The organism is Propioniferax innocua (assembly GCF_006716235.1).
Taxonomy (GTDB): Bacteria; Actinomycetota; Actinomycetes; order Propionibacteriales; family Propionibacteriaceae; genus Propioniferax; species Propioniferax innocua.
In genome coordinates this window covers 1,135,744-1,152,430 of sequence record NZ_VFOR01000001.1, presented here as the reverse complement: position 1 = coordinate 1,152,430, position 16,687 = coordinate 1,135,744, and the positions used below count along the sequence as shown (strand labels likewise).

At 64.4% G+C, this 16,687-nt stretch carries 14 protein-coding genes; 12 read left to right on the top strand and 2 right to left on the bottom strand.

The window, feature by feature from the left end:
* Positions 1-14 precede the first annotated feature (14 nt).
* From FB460_RS05480 to FB460_RS05455, 6 genes are all read left to right on the top strand, one after another.
* The gene (locus FB460_RS05480; protein ID WP_142093044.1) at positions 15-1,589 is read left to right on the top strand and encodes a carboxyl transferase domain-containing protein; all 1,575 of its coding nucleotides are present in this window, start codon (positions 15-17) and stop codon (positions 1,587-1,589) included.
* A 7-nt stretch (positions 1,590-1,596) separates the two neighbouring features.
* A complete protein-coding gene (locus tag FB460_RS05475) occupies positions 1,597-3,639 on the top strand; it encodes an acetyl/propionyl/methylcrotonyl-CoA carboxylase subunit alpha (RefSeq protein WP_142093043.1) in 2,043 nt (680 codons plus the stop codon).
* A 64-nt stretch (positions 3,640-3,703) separates the two neighbouring features.
* On the top strand, positions 3,704-4,846 hold the full coding sequence (locus FB460_RS05470; protein WP_142093042.1) for an acyl-CoA dehydrogenase family protein: 1,143 nt from the start codon (positions 3,704-3,706) through the stop codon (positions 4,844-4,846).
* Between the two features lie 32 nt (positions 4,847-4,878).
* Complete coding sequence (locus FB460_RS05465; RefSeq protein ID WP_142093041.1) at positions 4,879-5,394, top strand: MaoC family dehydratase; 516 nt, start codon at positions 4,879-4,881, stop codon at positions 5,392-5,394.
* Positions 5,391-6,281, top strand: a complete 891-nt coding sequence (locus FB460_RS05460) for an HpcH/HpaI aldolase/citrate lyase family protein (protein ID WP_142093040.1) — start codon at positions 5,391-5,393, stop codon at positions 6,279-6,281. The genes FB460_RS05465 and FB460_RS05460 overlap by 4 nt, the downstream gene beginning before the upstream one ends.
* On the top strand, positions 6,274-7,905 hold the full coding sequence (locus FB460_RS05455; protein WP_142093039.1) for an AMP-binding protein: 1,632 nt from the start codon (positions 6,274-6,276) through the stop codon (positions 7,903-7,905). The genes FB460_RS05460 and FB460_RS05455 overlap by 8 nt, the downstream gene beginning before the upstream one ends.
* A 146-nt stretch (positions 7,906-8,051) precedes the next feature.
* Here the strand turns inward: FB460_RS05455 and FB460_RS05450 are convergent, their stop codons facing one another.
* Both FB460_RS05450 and FB460_RS05445 read right to left on the bottom strand, forming a co-directional pair.
* Positions 8,052-8,861, bottom strand: coding sequence for an aldo/keto reductase (locus FB460_RS05450; RefSeq protein ID WP_142093038.1), 810 nt, complete (start codon positions 8,859-8,861; stop codon positions 8,052-8,054).
* 30 nt (positions 8,862-8,891) lie between these two features.
* Positions 8,892-9,467 carry an AAA family ATPase gene (locus tag FB460_RS05445; protein ID WP_246044249.1) on the bottom strand — a complete coding sequence of 192 codons (576 nt, stop codon included), beginning with the start codon at positions 9,465-9,467 and terminating at the stop codon, positions 8,892-8,894.
* 411 nt (positions 9,468-9,878) lie between these two features.
* Here FB460_RS05445 and FB460_RS05440 point away from each other — a divergent pair, with 411 nt between their 5' ends.
* The 6 genes from FB460_RS05440 to tuf all read left to right on the top strand — a co-directional run bounded on the left by FB460_RS05440 (position 9,879) and on the right by tuf (position 16,470).
* Positions 9,879-10,919 (top strand): CapA family protein, encoded by a 1,041-nt coding sequence (locus FB460_RS05440; RefSeq protein WP_211345839.1) that lies wholly within the window; start codon positions 9,879-9,881, stop codon positions 10,917-10,919.
* 100 nt (positions 10,920-11,019) lie between these two features.
* The gene (rpiB, locus tag FB460_RS05435) at positions 11,020-11,469 is read left to right on the top strand and encodes a ribose 5-phosphate isomerase B (protein ID WP_142093036.1); all 450 of its coding nucleotides are present in this window, start codon (positions 11,020-11,022) and stop codon (positions 11,467-11,469) included.
* Positions 11,470-11,983: 514 nt separating this feature from the next.
* Positions 11,984-12,355: a 30S ribosomal protein S12 gene (gene rpsL / locus FB460_RS05430; RefSeq protein ID WP_142093035.1), complete on the top strand. Its 372-nt coding sequence runs from the start codon at positions 11,984-11,986 to the stop codon at positions 12,353-12,355.
* Positions 12,355-12,825, top strand: coding sequence for a 30S ribosomal protein S7 (rpsG, locus tag FB460_RS05425; RefSeq protein ID WP_142093034.1), 471 nt, complete (start codon positions 12,355-12,357; stop codon positions 12,823-12,825). The genes rpsL and rpsG overlap by 1 nt, the downstream gene beginning before the upstream one ends.
* 150 nt (positions 12,826-12,975) lie before the next feature.
* Positions 12,976-15,072 carry an elongation factor G gene (gene fusA, locus FB460_RS05420; RefSeq protein WP_142093033.1) on the top strand — a complete coding sequence of 699 codons (2,097 nt, stop codon included), beginning with the start codon at positions 12,976-12,978 and terminating at the stop codon, positions 15,070-15,072.
* Positions 15,073-15,276: 204 nt separating this feature from the next.
* On the top strand, positions 15,277-16,470 hold the full coding sequence (gene tuf / locus FB460_RS05415) for an elongation factor Tu (RefSeq protein WP_142093032.1): 1,194 nt from the start codon (positions 15,277-15,279) through the stop codon (positions 16,468-16,470).
* The last annotated feature ends 217 nt before the right edge of the window (positions 16,471-16,687 follow it).

The following is a 16,687-nucleotide window of genomic DNA, read 5'->3' as shown; positions in this document are numbered from 1 at the left end:
CACGAGGAGGTGTGATGGTCGACTCGTCGAACGGGCGCCAGCAGCACGAGGCCATGGTGGCCGATCTGCAAAAGCGCATGGCCCGGGTCGCGGATGGTGGCGGGGAGGTCGCCCGGAAGCGACACACAGATCGCGGCAAGATGCTGCCGCGCCAACGAGTGGATGTGCTGTTGGACGCGGGGAGCCCCTTCCTGGAGATCGCTCCGCTGGCCGCTGAGGACATGTACGACGGCAAAGCACCCGGTGCGGGTGTCATTGCAGGGATCGGTCGGATCCATGGACGCGAATGCCTCGTGATCGCCAATGACGCCACGGTCTCGGGCGGCACGTACTACCCGATGACGGTGAAGAAGCATCTGCGGGCCCAGGAGATCGCCGAGGCCAATCACCTGCCGTGCATCTACCTGGTCGATTCGGGTGGAGCCATGCTCCTGCAGCAGGATGAGGTCTTCCCCGACCGCGACCACTTCGGCCGCATCTTCTACAACCAAGCGAATCTGTCGGCCAAGGGGATCCCTCAGATCGCTGCGGTCATGGGGTCATGCACTGCGGGCGGCGCCTATGTGCCGGCGATGGCCGATGAGGCGGTGATCGTGCGCAATCAGGGCACGATCTTCCTGGCTGGGCCGCCTCTGGTGAAGGCGGCCACGGGTGAGGACGTCACCGCCGAAGAGCTTGGTGGCGGCGACCTGCATTCCAAGGTCTCCGGAGTCACCGACCATCTCGCCTCCGATGACCACGACGCTCTCATGAAGGTCCGCGACATCGTGGCGACGCTGCCGCCCGCGCCCGAGGCGCCGTGGAAGGTGCTTGAATCGCAGGCTCCCAAGCGGCCGCAGACCGACCTCTATGACCTCGTGCCCACCGACTCGCGCACGCCCTACGACGTGCGTGATGTCATCACCACGATCGTCGACGCCGGTGAACACACCGAGTTCAAGGCCGAGTACGGCACGAGCCTGGTGACCACGTTCGCGCACATCGACGGGCACCCCGTGGGCATCATCGGCAACAACGGCGTTCTGTTCAGCGAATCCGCGCTCAAGGGCGCGCACTTCATCCAGCTGTGCGACCAGCGACGCATCCCCCTGTTGTTCCTGCAGAACATCACCGGTTTCATGGTCGGCCGTCAGTACGAGGCCGGCGGTATCGCGAAGGCGGGCGCCAAGATGGTGAACGCCGTCGCTACGACGCGGGTTCCCAAGCTGACGGTCGTCATAGGTGGCTCTTTCGGTGCGGGCAACTATTCCATGTGCGGACGCGCCTACTCGCCGCGTTTCCTGTGGATGTGGCCGAATGCGCGCATCTCGGTGATGGGAGGCCCGCAGGCCGCGGACACCCTCGCCACGGTGCGTGGGGCACAGAAGGCCAAGCGCGGCGAGGAATGGACCGAGGCGCAGGCGGCGGAGTTCAAGCAGCCGATCCTCGACCAGTTCGATCGCCAATCCACCGCTTACTACTCGACCGCCCGACTGTGGGATGACGGCATCATCGACCCGGCTGACACCAGGCGAGTCCTCGGGCTCGCTCTCGGCGTGGTGGGGCAGAGCCCGCTCGCCGATCCCGGCTACGGCGTCTTCCGGATGTGAGGAGATCATGAGCAGCCACTTCGACACAGTCCTGATCGCGAACCGCGGCGAGATCGCGGTCCGCGTGATCCGCACACTCCAGGAGCTCGGTATCCGTGCCGTGGCGGTGTACTCCGACGCCGACCGTGACGCCTTGCACGTGCACCTGGCCGATGCCGCCGTGTACATCGGCCCCACGAGAGCTTCCGAGTCGTACCTCAACATCGATCGTGTGATCGACGCCGCCAAGCGCTCCGGTGCGCAGGCCATCCACCCCGGTTACGGCTTCCTCTCCGAGAATGCGAAGTTCGCCCGAGCCTGTGAGGAGGCGGGCGTGGAGTTCATCGGTCCGCCCGCATCGGCGATCGAGACGATGGGCGACAAGATCACCGCGAAGGCGGCGGTCTCCAGCAATGATGTGCCCACCGTCCCGGGTGTCTCGCGACCCGGTCTCACCGACGAGGAGTTGATCGAGGCGGCGGGCGAGGTCGGTTACCCCGTGCTCATCAAGCCCTCGGCGGGCGGTGGCGGCAAGGGCATGCGGCGCGTCGAGAAGCCCGAGGACATGCAGGCCGCGCTGACGTCGGCTCGGCGTGAATCGAGCAACGCGTTCGGCGATGACACGCTCTTCCTCGAGCGATTCGTGGACACTCCGCGTCACATCGAGGTGCAGGTTCTGGCGGACAAGCACGGCAACGTCGTGCACCTCGGGGAGCGCGAGTGCTCGCTCCAGCGTCGCCACCAGAAGGTGATCGAGGAGGCGCCGAGCCCACTGCTCGATGAACAGACACGTGCCCGTATCGGTGAAGCCGCCTGCAATGCCGCGCGTGCGGTGGATTACGTGGGTGCGGGCACCGTGGAGTTCATCGTTTCGGCGCATCGTCCCGACGAGTTCTTCTTCATGGAGATGAACACGCGCCTGCAGGTGGAGCACCCGGTCACCGAGGAGGTCACCGGTGAGGACCTGGTGGCGCACCAGGTTGCGATCGCAGCGGGGGAGCCACTCGCGATCCAGCAGGAATCGGTGACGCTCACCGGTCACTCGATCGAGGCCCGTGTCTACGCCGAGGATCCGAGCAATGGTTTCCTGCCGACCGGAGGCACCGTGCTCGATTTCAGGAGCGACGCCGATCGCTGCGACACCGGTGTCATCGCCGGGTCGTATGTGAGTAGCGATTATGACCCGATGCTGGCCAAGGTCATCGTCCATGCGCCCACGCGCGGGCAGGCACTGGACGCCTTGGATGATGCCCTTGCCGGCACCGTCGTCGGGGGGCTGCAGACCAACATCGATTTCTGTCGCTTCCTGATCAACCAGCCCCTGGTGCGTGCCGGAGACCTGGACACCGGGTTGCTGGACCGTGTCGCCGGTGAGTACGTGTCGCCGCGTCCGCCGTTCCCCGCGCTCGTCGCGGGGGCCATCGAGGCGATCGAGGCGCGGCTCCCCGAAGGTGCTTCTGTCCTGACCGCCCCCGGTGAGGGACCTTCGCATGAGCCATGGCGCAACGACGGATGGCGCCTGGGCCAGCAGCGCACCGGTATGTGGGCACGGTTCCTGCTGGGTGAGAAGCCGGTCTGTGTCGGCCTCGATCCACGGCCAGGCGGTTTCGATGTGCGTATCAGCGATGAACCGTATGACCTCGGGGTCGAGCCGCGTCGCGTCCGGATCGAGAACGACATCATCCAGGTTCAGGTGGATCTCCTCGACGAAGTGGACCGCAGCACATGGGCGGCCGAGGTCGCCGGCGGGACCGTGTGGGTCACCGGCACCGAGGGCACCGTCGGGGGATTCGCACTGCCGATCCTGCCGTTGTACGACAAGCGTCTGCACGCCGATGAGCTGGTGGCCGAGATCAGCAGTCCGATGCCCGGTTCGGTGATCGCGGTCCATGTGGCCGACGGCGATCATGTGGACTCCGGGGCCCCCGTCATCACGGTGGAGGCCATGAAGATGGAACACACTCTCACCGCTCCAAGTGCCGGTGTCGTCACGCTCTCGGCGAAGGCGGGGGAGCAGGTCGGCGCCGACCAGGTGCTGGCCTCGGTGGACGCCACCGATGAGGCGTCCTGAACGACTTCGATCTATCGCCCCTTCGCGGGCTCGCATGACGTTGAACCACTCACGAAGGAATGACATGGAACTCACCGAGGAATACGCCGACCTGAAGGCGGCGGTGGCCGACTTCGCCCAGAAGGAGGTCGCGCCGGTGGCGGCGCAACACGACAAGGAACATGCGTTCCCGTACGCGATCGTCTCCAAGATGGGAGAGATGGGCCTGTTCGGCCTGCCGTTCGATGAGGAACACGGTGGCATGGGCAGCGACTACTTCGCGCTGAGCCTGGCGCTGGAGGAGCTGGCGCGCGTCGACCAGTCGGTGGCGATCACCCTTGAAGCCGGAGTCAGCCTTGGAGCGATGCCGATTCACAAGTTCGGCACAGATGAGCAGAAAGCCGAATGGCTGCCCAGCCTGGCAGCGGGCAAGAACCTGGCTGGCTTCGGCCTCACCGAACCCGGTGCCGGATCGGATGCCGGGTCCACGCGTACCACCGCTCGTCTCGAGGACGGCGAGTGGATCATCAACGGCTCCAAGCAGTTCATCACCAACTCCGGTACCGAGATCACGCGGTTCGTGACGGTCACCGCGGTCACCGGCACCAAGGAGGATGGACGCAAGGAGATCTCCACGATCATCGTGCCCAACGGCACGCCCGGCTTCACCGTGGAGCCGGCCTACGACAAGGTGGGGTGGAATGCATCGGACACCCATCCGTTGACGTTCGAGAATGTGCGCGTCCCCGAGGCCAATCTGCTGGGTGAGCGGGGCCGCGGGTATGCGAACTTCCTGTCGATCCTCGACGAGGGACGCATCGCGATCGCCGCACTGGCCACCGGCGCCGCGCAGGGCTGCGTCGACGAATCGGTGAAATACGCCAAGGAACGCGAGTCGTTCGGGCAGCCGATCGGCAAGAACCAGGCGATCTCATTCAAGATCGCGCGCATGGAAGCTCGCGCCCACACCGCGCGCTGCGCTTACTATCACGCGGCTTCGCTGATGCTCGCGGGCAAGCCGTTCAAGAAGGAAGCGGCGATCGCCAAGCTCGTGGCGTCCGAGGCAGCCATGGACAATGCACGCGACGCCACCCAGGTGCACGGTGGTTATGGCTTCATGAACGAGTACGCCGTGGCGCGTCATTACCGGGATTCGAAGATCCTCGAGATCGGTGAGGGCACCTCCGAGGTGCAGCTCATGCTCATCGCGCGGGGGTTGGGTCTGTGAACGGCGAGCAGCCCGTACCTCAGGAGGATTCCGTGGAGCAGGAGCCGCGCGTGGTCACCCAACGGGGCCTGTACTTCGACGAACTCGAGGAGGGCGTCGTCTACCGACACACGCCCGGCCGCACCATGACCGAGGCCGACAACACCATCTTCTCGACGCTCACGATGAATCATCAGGCGCTGCATCTGGACGCCGCATGGTCGCAGGAGAACGCGTTGGGTGGGGAGCGCCTGATGAACTCGATGCACACTGTGGCGACGCTCATCGGGCTCTCGGTCAACCAGCTCACCCAGAGCACGATCGTGGCGCAGCTCGGTTTCACTGAGATCACCTTTCCCAAACCCGTCTACGCCGGGGACACGCTCTACGGTGAGGTTGAAGTGGTGGCCAAACGCGAATCCAAGTCGCGTCCCGGTCAAGGCATCGTCACGATGCGGCACACGGGCCGCAACCAGCATGGTGACGTGGTCTGTGTCGCTGTGCGCAATGCGTTGTTCCACAAGTCGCCCGCGGCGCTGGCTGCTGCCGAGCGGGGGAGCGACGCATGAAAGCCGATGCGACCGCGCAGCCTTGGCTGCCGCCGGGCCCGGCGATGCTGTTCTGCCCGGCTGATCGTCCTGATCGGTATGGCAAGGCCGCCGAACGTTCCGATGTGGTCATCATCGACCTGGAGGATGCCGTCGCTCCTGCCGACAAACCCGCAGCCCGTGAGGCGTTGGTGGCGCATCCGTTGGATCCGGCATCGACGATCGTTCGATTGAACCCCTTCGACAGCGGAGAGTTCGAGGCGGATCTCGAGGCCCTGGCCAAGACGCAGTACCGGTGCGTCATGCTGGCCAAGGCCGAGTCCGCCGAGCAGGTGGAACAGGTTCCGGTCGGTGTCCTCGCGCTCGTTGAAACGCCGCTCGGGGTCGTCCGCGCCGATGAGATCGCAGCTGCCTCCAACTGTGTCGGTCTCATGTGGGGCGCCGAAGATCTCGTGGCTGCCATGGGCGGTGACGCCAGTCGCTTTGCAGCGATGACGTCAGCGACGGGGAGTCCGATGATGGGCCAGTATCGTGACGCTCCCCGTTATGCACGGGCACGTGTCGCCATGGCCGCCGCCGCATTCGGGCGTTTCGCGGTGGACGCGGTACACCTCGACATCGCCGACCATGATGGCCTGCGCGCCGAGGCCGATGACGCCGTGGCGCTCGGGTTCATGGCGACCGCCTGTATCCACCCCGGGCAGGTCCCGGTCATCCGGGATGCGTACGCTCCCACCCCAGAAGAAGTGTCCCGGGCCGAGCGGATCGTCTCGGCTGCCCGCAACGAGGCGGGTGTCTTCCAGCTCGATGGACGCATGGTCGATGCGCCGGTGATCTCCTTGGCGCACTCGGTGCTTCGTCGGGCACGGGCAACGGGAACGACAACGATCGGAGTTGATCATGACTGACGCCGTCCTCGACCCTGAACTGAGCCAAGACGTCGGCGGGTCCGACGTTCCCCTGATCGAGCTGACCATCGGGCAGCAGCTCGCCGAGACCACCGAACGCTTCGGTGACAATGAAGCGCTCGTGGATGTCCCCGCCGGACGCCGATGGACCTATGACGAACTTCTGCAGGACGTGCGGCGGTTGGCGTCGGGGCTTCTTGAACTCGGTCTGCGCAAGGGTGACCGCGTCGGCATCTGGGCGCCGAATCGCTGGGAATGGTTCCTGACGCAGTTCGCCACCGCCGAGGTCGGCCTGGTGTTGGTGAACATCAATCCCTCGTACCGCGTGCACGAGCTGGAGTACGCGTTGGTGAAGTCCGAGGTTCGCTGCGTCATCGCGGCCACCGAGTTCAAGGACTCCAAATACGCCGAGATGCTCGAGGAGGTCATGCCGCGCTGCGACGATCTGGAGAAGGTCGTGCTCATGGAGAGCGATGATTTCGCGGCCCTGATGCGCACCGAGATCTCCCCGGAGCTGCCCGCGATCGCCGCATCGCTGACGCAGCACGATCCGATCAACATCCAGTACACGTCGGGCACCACCGGGTTTCCGAAGGGTGCGACGCTCTCGCACCGCAACATCCTCAACAACGGGTACTTCGTGGGTGAGACCATCCATTACACCGACGCGGACCGCGTCTGCACCCCGGTGCCGTTCTACCACTGCTTCGGGATGGTCATGGGCAATCTGGCGGTGATCAGCCATGGTGCCTGCACCGTGATCCCGGGCCCGGCGTTCAAGCCTGACGAGGCACTGAAGGCGGTCGAGAGCGAGAAGTGCACCTCGTTGTACGGGGTGCCGACGATGTTCATCGCGGAACTGGCCCTGCCCGACTTCGAGTCGTACGACCTCAGCACCTTGCGCACCGGCATCATGGCAGGATCGCCCTGCCCGGCCGAGATCATGCGCAAGGTCATCGACCGCATGCACATGGAGGAGGTCTCGATCTGTTACGGCATGACCGAGACCTCGCCGGTCTCCATGCAGACGCGTCCCGATGACTCGCTGGAACGTCGCGTCGGCACCGTCGGGCGTGCTCTGCCGCACGTGGAGGTGAAGGTCGTCGATCCGACGACCGGTGACCCGGTCCCGCGCGGGGAGGTGGGTGAGTTCTGCACCCGTGGCTATTCGGTGATGCTCGGCTACTGGAACGACGAGGAAAAGACCACTGAGGCCATCGATGCCGATGGTTGGATGCACACCGGTGACCTCGCGGTCATGGATGAGGACGGCTACGCGCAGATCACCGGTCGGATCAAGGACATGGTGATCCGGGGCGGGGAGAACATCTATCCCCGTGAGATCGAGGAATTCCTCTACACGCACCCCGACATCGTCGATGCCCAGGTCGTCGGGGTTCCAGATCCGAAATACGGCGAGGAGCTGATGGCGTGGGTCAAGCTCCGCGATGGAGTGTCAGATCTCACCGAGGAACAGGTGCGTGAGTTCTCCGAGGGCAAGCTGTCGCGACACAAGATTCCTCGCTATGTGCATGTCGTCGATGAATTCCCCATGACCGTCACCGGCAAGGTCCGCAAGGTCGATATGCGGGCGCAGGCTGTCGAGATGCTCGGCCTCGCCTGACCTGACGCCAGCACGTTCTGCGATCACGGGGTTCGAAACCACACGACGCCCGGCTGTGCATCACCTGGATGCATCGGCCGGGCGTCGTGTGTCCCCCTGAGGCCTCCACCATGGCATCGGTGGGGGTCAGCTTGGGGCGTTGAGGATCACATCTCCTCGTAGTACTCCGGGTTCTGGTCTGCCTGACGCCCGTCGGGACGGCCGAGGGCGCTGATGGACGCGACCTCATCGTCGGTCAGTTCGATCTCCATGGCCGCGAGGTTCTCCGACTGACGTACGGGGTCGGACGACTTCGGCAGTGGCAGCGAACCGATGGCGCGATGCCACGCGAGGATCGCCTGGGCCGGCGTGATGCCGTGGGCGGCTGCCACCTCGGTGACGGCGGGGGCTGAAGTTGCTTCGTTGCCGCGACGCAGCGGGCTCCAGCCCTCGACGATGATGCCCTTCTCTTCGTGCCACTGAAGCTGACCGAGCTGGGGGAACATCGGGTGCAGTTCGATCTGGTTCACCTCGGGACGCACACCGGTTTCGGCTTCGATCTTCTCGATGTGGTCGGGCAGGAAGTTCGAGACGCCGATGTGTTTCACGATGCCTGCTTCCTTGGCCTCGATCATGCCCTTCCAGGCGTCGACGTAGAGCCCCTGGGAGGGGTTCGGCCAGTGGATCAGGTAGAGGTCGATGTAGTCGAGCCCCATGCGGGCCACCGTCTCCTCGATGGTCGGCACCACATGGGACTGCTTGTGGTGACGGCCGGGGAGCTTGCTGGTGATGATGAGTTCTTCGCGGGGGACCCCGCAGGTGCGGACGGCCGTGCCGACCACGCCCTCGTTCTCATAGTTGAATGCGGAGTCGATGAGCCGGTAGCCCTTCTCGATTGCAGAGATCACGGCGGCGGTGCCTTCGCGTCCACGCATGGGCCAGGTGCCGAGCCCGATGGGCGGCAGGGAGATCGTCATGGAGGTCCTTTCGTGGGAGGTGGCCCGGCGTCAGACGCGGGCGCGATCCAGATGACTCAGGATGTCATCCACGGTTTCCTCGGGGGATTGGGCCGAAGAATCCAGCCAGTAGCCGATCTTGTCGGTCTCCCGGCGCAGTGTGTTGTCCATGGCTCCTGCGGAGAAATGTACGTCGTGTTGCTTCTTGCGCTGCTGTTCACGCCACTCCAGGACGCTGACGCTGGGGGACAGCACGATCAGGTAGCGCTCGGGTGTCTGGATCTGTTCGACAAAGCGCGGCAGGTCGGGGCCGACGATGACGTCCTGGACGATCGAGTCGAAGCCTTCGGCAGCGTAGGCATCGGCGACATCGCTGGCGAGGCGATAGCGCAGGCGACGTTGCGCGAGCGCTTCGGGAGTTGGATCCAGGGTCATCTCGGCGCGGCCGTTGACGATCATCCGGCGGAACGAGTCGCCTCGGATGTGCACCGACTTCTCCAAGCGGGTGGCCAGTAGTTCGGCCACCGTGGATTTTCCTGCTGCCATGGCACCTGTGATCACGATGACGCGACCAGTCGGCGGTGTCGGGCGTTCACCGACCCGCTCGAATTCTTCGGCCAGCGACACTGATACTCCTTCGAATGGCTGTGCCCAGCCTATGTCAACTCCAGAGTGACTTTTGTGCAGCGCCACGCCGGATGAGGCGGGCCCCGTCGTGGAGTATGACGATCCGTCCGGCTTTTCTCCGTGGTCGCCCACATTGTCGCATCTCCGTGCTACAAAGTGAGCATGATGTTTGGGGGATACATTATCGATAGCGCTCGTGTGTGCGGGCGTGTCGGGACTCGAGGGAAACGTTGGGGAGCGCGTGCTGCTGGGGTGATGGCAGCCTCGGTCGCGGTGTTGGTGTCGGCCTGTGGGGCACCGCCGGATGAAACACCCACAGGAGGCGCGGAGCCGTCTTCCGAGCCGGCGCCGACCGCCAGCCCAACGCCCACACCCACGTCGACGCCTGAGCCCCGCACTGCGACGGTGGCCATGAACGGGGACCTGCTCTGGCACAACACCCTGTGGTTCGGAGCCCAGGAGGACGCCCGAGCAGCGGGGCGGAAGGGCGACGACGACTACGATTTCGCCCCACTTCTCGCGGGGGTCAGGCCGGTGGTCGAGGGTGCCGATCTCGGCATCTGCCACAACGAGGTGCCGGTGGCCGAGGCCGGTGGACCGTATGAGGGTTATCCGATGTTCATCGCCCCGCCGCACACGCTCGACGGCGTCAAGGAAACCGGTTACGACATGTGCACCACGGCCTCCAATCACAGCTTGGACGATGGGTTCGAGGGGATCGAGCGCACCCTCGACGGCATGGATGAACGCGGCATCCTGCACGTCGGCACCGCGCGCAGTGAGAAAGAGGCGTCGACGCCGACGCTGTTCACCACCGAAAGTGGTGTGAAGATCGCGGTGGTCACCGGCACCTACGGGACCAACGGGATCCCGGTGCCGGATGACAAGCCGTGGGCGGTGCAGCCGCTTGACCCCGATGCGCTGCTCGATGCGGCCAGGAGAGCTCGTGAGGCCGGCGCCGACATCGTGATGGCGGCCATGCACGGCGGCGAGGAGTATCAGACCGAGCCGAACGAGCAGCAGATGAGCGTCGCCGAGAGGCTCACCGCTTCTCCCGATGTGGATCTTGTCTATGGGCACCATGCGCACGTGGTGCAACCGATCACCAAGGTCAACGGCAAATGGGTGGTCTACGGTCTGGGGAACCTCGTGGCCCAGCACGAGACTGACGTGCCGCGTGGATACGAGGGAATCACGGTACGATTCACATTCACTGAGGCCGAGCCCGGCGCAGATACCGATAGCGAACGACCCTCCTTCGAGGTGAGCTCCGCCGAGTACTTCCCGACGATGGTGACGCGTTACTCATCCGGGTCACCTGCGCGGACGGTCTTGGTGAAAGAGGCTCTCGCCGGTGGCGATGGTGACGAGTCCCGGTTGGAACAGGCGAGGGCCCGTACCGCTGAGGCGGTGAACCTGCTCGGCGACAATGATGGTCTCGAGGAGCGCTGAGCGGCACTGGTCGCGGTCGACCGGGTATGCAGTGCGCTCATCGACTGTGCAGGCCGGCGTGACAATGGCAGGATGATCTCGTTCGTCGAGAGGAGTTTCCGTGAAGATCGCCATGGGTGCGGACCACGCTGGGTTCAATCTGCGCAATGAGGTGAAGGCGTACCTCGCCGAGTTGGGGCACGAGGTGATTGACGCCGGTACCGATTCGGCGGAGCGCACCGATTACCCGATCTGGGGGGCGCGCGCGGCTCACCTGGTCACCAGTGGCGAGTGCGACGCCGGTGTCATCGTGTGCGGTTCGGGGATCGGTATCTCGATCGCCGCGAACAAGGTTCCCGGTGCCCGTTGTGTCGTGTGCACCGAGCCGTTCTCCGCGGAGATGGCCCGTCGCCACAACAACGCCAACATGCTGGCGATGGGGGAGCGGTTCGTCGGTGTGGACATGGCCAAGGCGATCGTCGACGCGTTCCTTGCCGCCGAGTTCGAGGGTGGACGCCATGCCGGGCGGGTGGACCTGTTCGGCAGGATCGAGCAGGGCGAGCAGCTCTGAAGGGCCAGCAGCCAGCAGGGGGCGGCTTCGTGCCCTGCACGTGCATGGAGTGCGTGCCCTGCACGTGCATGGAGTGCATGCCCTTCACGTGCGCAGAGCGCACGGCGTGAGCCCTTTGCGGTGGGTGCTGAGAGCTTGTTTCTGATGCCAGATTGCCCATTTCCTGCAGGGCGGTTACCATTTCTGGGTGTGTTCGGCTCGTCCGAACCAGTGTGTGTGCCCAGATGGCCACTCGTGTCGTGGCGACTTGGCCGCTCGAGCAGTGGATTCCCGAGACGGTGAATCCCGCGAAGCTCCTCGGGGAATCGAGGTTTCTTCGAAAAGCTCGTGTCGACCGCCTCGAGTTGCAGACAGGTGTTGTTCCATCCGGCATGCGCCGCGGAATCCCGCCAGCATGCGTTCGATCGTCGAGATTTCTTGATCGCACATGTCTCGTGGGGTGCTGCACCCCGAGAGACCTGAAGACCTGAACGCCGCATGGCGTGACAACCCAGACGGAAAGAGATACCAGCCGGTGCCCACAATCCAGCAGTTGGTCCGCAAGGGCCGCACTGACCAAGTCGCCAAGAACAGTACGCCTGCCCTGAAGGGCTCGCCGCAGCGACGCGGGGTCTGCACCCGCGTCTACACCACCACGCCGAAGAAGCCGAACTCGGCTCTTCGCAAGGTGGCCCGCGTGAAGCTCTCGAGTGGCATTGAGGTGACCGCTTACATCCCAGGTGAGGGCCACAACCTGCAGGAGCACTCCATGGTGCTGGTCCGGGGCGGTCGTGTGAAGGACCTCCCGGGCGTCCGGTACCGCATCGTGCGCGGTTCGCTGGACACCCAGCCTGTGAAGAACCGTAAGCAGGCCCGCAGCCGCTACGGCGTGAAGAAGGAGAAGTAATGCCTCGCAAGGGACCAGCCCCGAAGCGCCCTGTGGTGGTCGACCCCGTCTACGGGTCGCCGCTCGTCTCACAGCTCGTGAGCAAGGTGCTGCTTGACGGCAAGAAGGCCGTCGCCCAGAACATCGTGTACGCAGCGCTCGAGGGAACACGCGCCAAGACCGGCGTCGACCCGGTGCAGACGCTCAAGCGTGCGCTCGACAACGTGCGCCCCAGCCTCGAGGTGCGTTCGCGCCGCGTCGGTGGCGCCACCTACCAGGTGCCCGTCGAGGTCAAGCCGGCCCGTTCCACGACGCTCGCCCTCCGCTGGCTGGTGAGCTTTGCTCGGCAGCGTCGTGAGAAGACGATGGCCGATCGGCTCATGAACGAGATCCTGGACGCCTCGAACGGCCTGGGTGCTGCGGTGAAGCGCCGCGAGGACATCCACAAGATGGCCGAGGCCAACAAGGCATTCGCCCACTACCGCTGGTGATTCTTCGAGAGCCCGGGGTGCCCCGTTTTGTGGGTGCCCCGGGTTTTCCGCCACACTGTGCTTGGTAGTTCCATCCGAGCCCTACCGAAACCGTGCTTGGGTCACCAAGCCGAACCGACAACGTAGACACACAGATAAAGAGGACGTTTCGTGGCTGTCGACATTACGACCGACCTGGGCAAGGTCCGCAACATTGGCATCATGGCCCACATCGATGCGGGCAAGACCACCACCACCGAGCGCATCCTGTTCTACACCGGCATCAACCACAAGATCGGTGAGACCCACGAGGGTGGGGCGACGATGGACTGGATGACGCAGGAGCAGGAGCGGGGTATCACCATCACCTCGGCTGCGACCACGTGCTGGTGGAAGGACCACCAGATCAACATCATCGACACCCCGGGCCACGTCGACTTCACCGTCGAGGTGGAGCGTTCGCTGCGTGTGCTCGATGGCGCTGTGGCTGTTTTCGACGGTGTGGCCGGCGTGGAGCCCCAGTCGATGACCGTGTGGCGTCAGGCTGACAAGTACAGCGTTCCGCGTATCTGCTACATCAACAAGATGGACCGCACCGGTGCGTCGTTCAAGTACGCGGTGCAGACGATCGTTGATCGCCTCAAGGCGACGCCGCTGATCATGCAGCTTCCGATCGGCGCCGAGTCCGACTTCCTCGGCGTGGTCGACCTGGTGCAGATGCGTGCGCTCACCTGGCGCGGCGAGACCGAGCTGGGGGAGGACTACGCGGTCGAGGACATCCCGGCCGAGATGAAGGACGAGGCCGAGGAGGCGCACACCGCGCTCATCGAGGCGCTCGCCGACTTCGACGACGAGCTCGCCGAGAAATACCTCGAGGGCGAGGAGCTCACCGTCGAGGAGATCAAGCAGGCCGTCCGCAAGGCCGTGCTCTCCACCGAGGTGACGGCCGTGTTCTGCGGTACCTCGTTCAAGAACAAGGGCGTGCAGCCGCTGCTGGACGCCGTGATCGCCTACCTCCCGGCTCCGGTCGACGTTCCGGCCATCGAGGGCTTCGAGCCCGGCAAGCCTGAGAACAAGATCGAGAAGCATGCCGACGCCGGCGAGCCGCTGGCTGCCCTGGCATTCAAGATCGCCGCCGACCCGCACCTCGGCAAGCTGACGTTCGTGCGCGTCTATTCCGGAAACCTCGAGGCCGGCACCCAGGTGCTGAACTCGGTGACCGGCAAGAAGGAGCGCATCGGCAAGATCTACCAGATGCACGCCAACAAGCGTGAGGAGATCAACTCGGTCGGTGCTGGTCAGATCGTGGCCGTCATGGGCCTGAAGAACACCACCACCGGTGAGACGCTCTGCGCCGCCGAGGATCCCGTCGTGCTCGAGTCGATGGAGTTCCCCGCCCCGGTGATCGAGCAGGCCATCGAGCCCAAGTCGAAGGGTGACCAGGAGAAGCTCTCCATGGCCATCCAGCGCTTGGCCGAGGAGGACCCGACCTTCCGCGTCCACACCGATGAGGAGACCGGACAGACGATCATCGCCGGCATGGGCGAGCTGCACCTCGAGGTGCTGATCCGTCGCATGAAGGACGAGTTCCGGGTCGAGGCCAACATCGGCAAGCCGCAGGTGAGCTACCGCGAGACGTTGCGTCGCCCGGTCGAGAAGGTCGAGTACACCCACAAGAAGCAGTCCGGTGGTTCGGGCCAGTTCGGCAAGGTGATCATCAACCTGGAGCCGAAGGAGCCGGGCTTTGGTTACGAGTTCGTCAATGGCGTCACCGGTGGCCGCATCCCCAAGGAGTACATCCCCTCGGTGGACCAGGGCATCCAGGAAGCCATGACCACGGGCATCCTCGCCGGTTACCCGGTGGAGGACATCAAGGTGACGCTCCTCGACGGCGCCTACCACGACGTCGACTCCTCGGAGCTCGCGTTCAAGATCGCTGGTCTGAACGTGTTCAAGGAGGCAGCTCGCAAGGCCGATCCGGGCCTGCTCGAGCCGCTGATGCGTGTGGAGGTCACCACCCCTGACGATTACCTGGGCACCGTGATCGGTGACATCAACTCGCGTCGTGGCCAGATGCAGGGCACTCGCGAGGAGCATGGCAACCAGGTGGTCGAGGCACTCGTGCCGCTGTCGGAGATGTTCGGCTATGTCGGCGATCTCCGTTCGAAGACCTCGGGCCAGGCGTCGTACTCGATGGAGTTCGATTCCTATGGCGAGTGCCCGCAGGCTGTTGCCGACGAGATCATCCAGAAGGCTCGCGGCGAATGACATCAACGCACACGGGGGGTCAGTCCGACCTCGGTTTGACTCCCCGCGTGCGGCCAATAAACTAGGGCGAGTCTTTTGGGCCGACTGGTCCTTTCAGACCTGCCACCAGACGTTGCACAGCTTCCGGGCTGAACAACCTCAGACCTTGACAACCACATGTGTCGCACACAAGCGTGTGACATCCACCAAGAAGGAGCCCACCAAGTGGCAAAGGCTAAGTTCGAGCGGACCAAGCCGCACTGCAACATCGGCACTCTCGGGCACATCGACCACGGCAAGACCACTTTGACCGCGGCGATCTCGAAGGTGCTTCACGACACGTACCCCGACCTCAACGAGGCGTCGCCTTTCGACAACATCGACAAGGCTCCCGAGGAGCGTCAGCGTGGTATCACGATCTCGATCGCTCACATCGAGTACCAGACCGAGAAGCGTCACTACGCGCACGTCGACTGCCCCGGCCACGCGGACTACGTGAAGAACATGATCACCGGTGCGGCTCAGATGGACGGTGCCATCCTGGTGGTCGCCGCCACCGACGGCCCGATGCCGCAGACGCGTGAGCACGTGCTGCTCGCCCGCCAGGTGGGTGTTCCGGCCATGGTCGTGGCCCTCAACAAGTGCGACATGGTCGACGACGACGAGCTCATCGAGCTCGTCGAGATGGAGGTGCGCGAGCTCCTCTCCGAGAACGAGTTCGACGGCGACGATTGCCCCGTCGTTCAGGTCGCAGCCTTCCCGGCCCTGCAGGGTGAGGAGAAGTGGGCCAAGTCGATCCTCGAGCTCATGGAGGCCGTGGACGAGTACATCCCGCAGCCCGAGCGTGAGACCGACAAGCCGTTCCTCATGCCCGTCGAGGACGTCTTCACCATCACCGGCCGTGGCACCGTGGTGACCGGTCGTATCGAGCGCGGCATCGTCAAGACCAACGACACCGTCGACATCGTGGGCATCCGCGATGAAAAGCAGACCACCACCATCACCGGCGTTGAGATGTTCCGCAAGATCCTCGACGAGGGTCAGGCTGGTGAGAACGTGGGTCTGCTCCTGCGTGGCACCAAGCGTGAGGACGTTGAGCGCGGTCAGTGTGTCATCCAGCCCGGATCGACCACTCCGCACACCAAGTTCGAGGCCACGGTCTACGTGCTGAAGAAGGACGAGGGCGGTCGTCACAAGCCGTTCTTCTCGGACTACGCTCCGCAGTTCTACTTCCGCACCACCGACGTGACCGGCACCGTCCAGCTGCCCGAGGGCACCGAGATGGTCATGCCCGGTGACAACACCAACATGACCGTCGAGCTGATGAAGCCCGTCGCCATGGAGGAGGAGCTTCGCTTCGCCATCCGTGAGGGCGGCCGCACCGTCGGCGCTGGTCGTGTGACCAAGATCCTCGCCTGATCTGAACAGATTCACTGAAGGCCCCGGTTTCCCGTGAGGGAGGCCGGGGCCTTCTGTTGTGTCTGTATGGGGAAGATTTCGCCGAGGCCCTGGTGTTGTTCACATGGTGATCTCTGACGGGGTCAGGTCTTGAGATGGACTTGCTCCAAAAGAGTGCAGTGAATGAAGATGCCGTGGTCGGTGGGTGGTCTTCGCCTTCCGGAGAGATATTCATCAG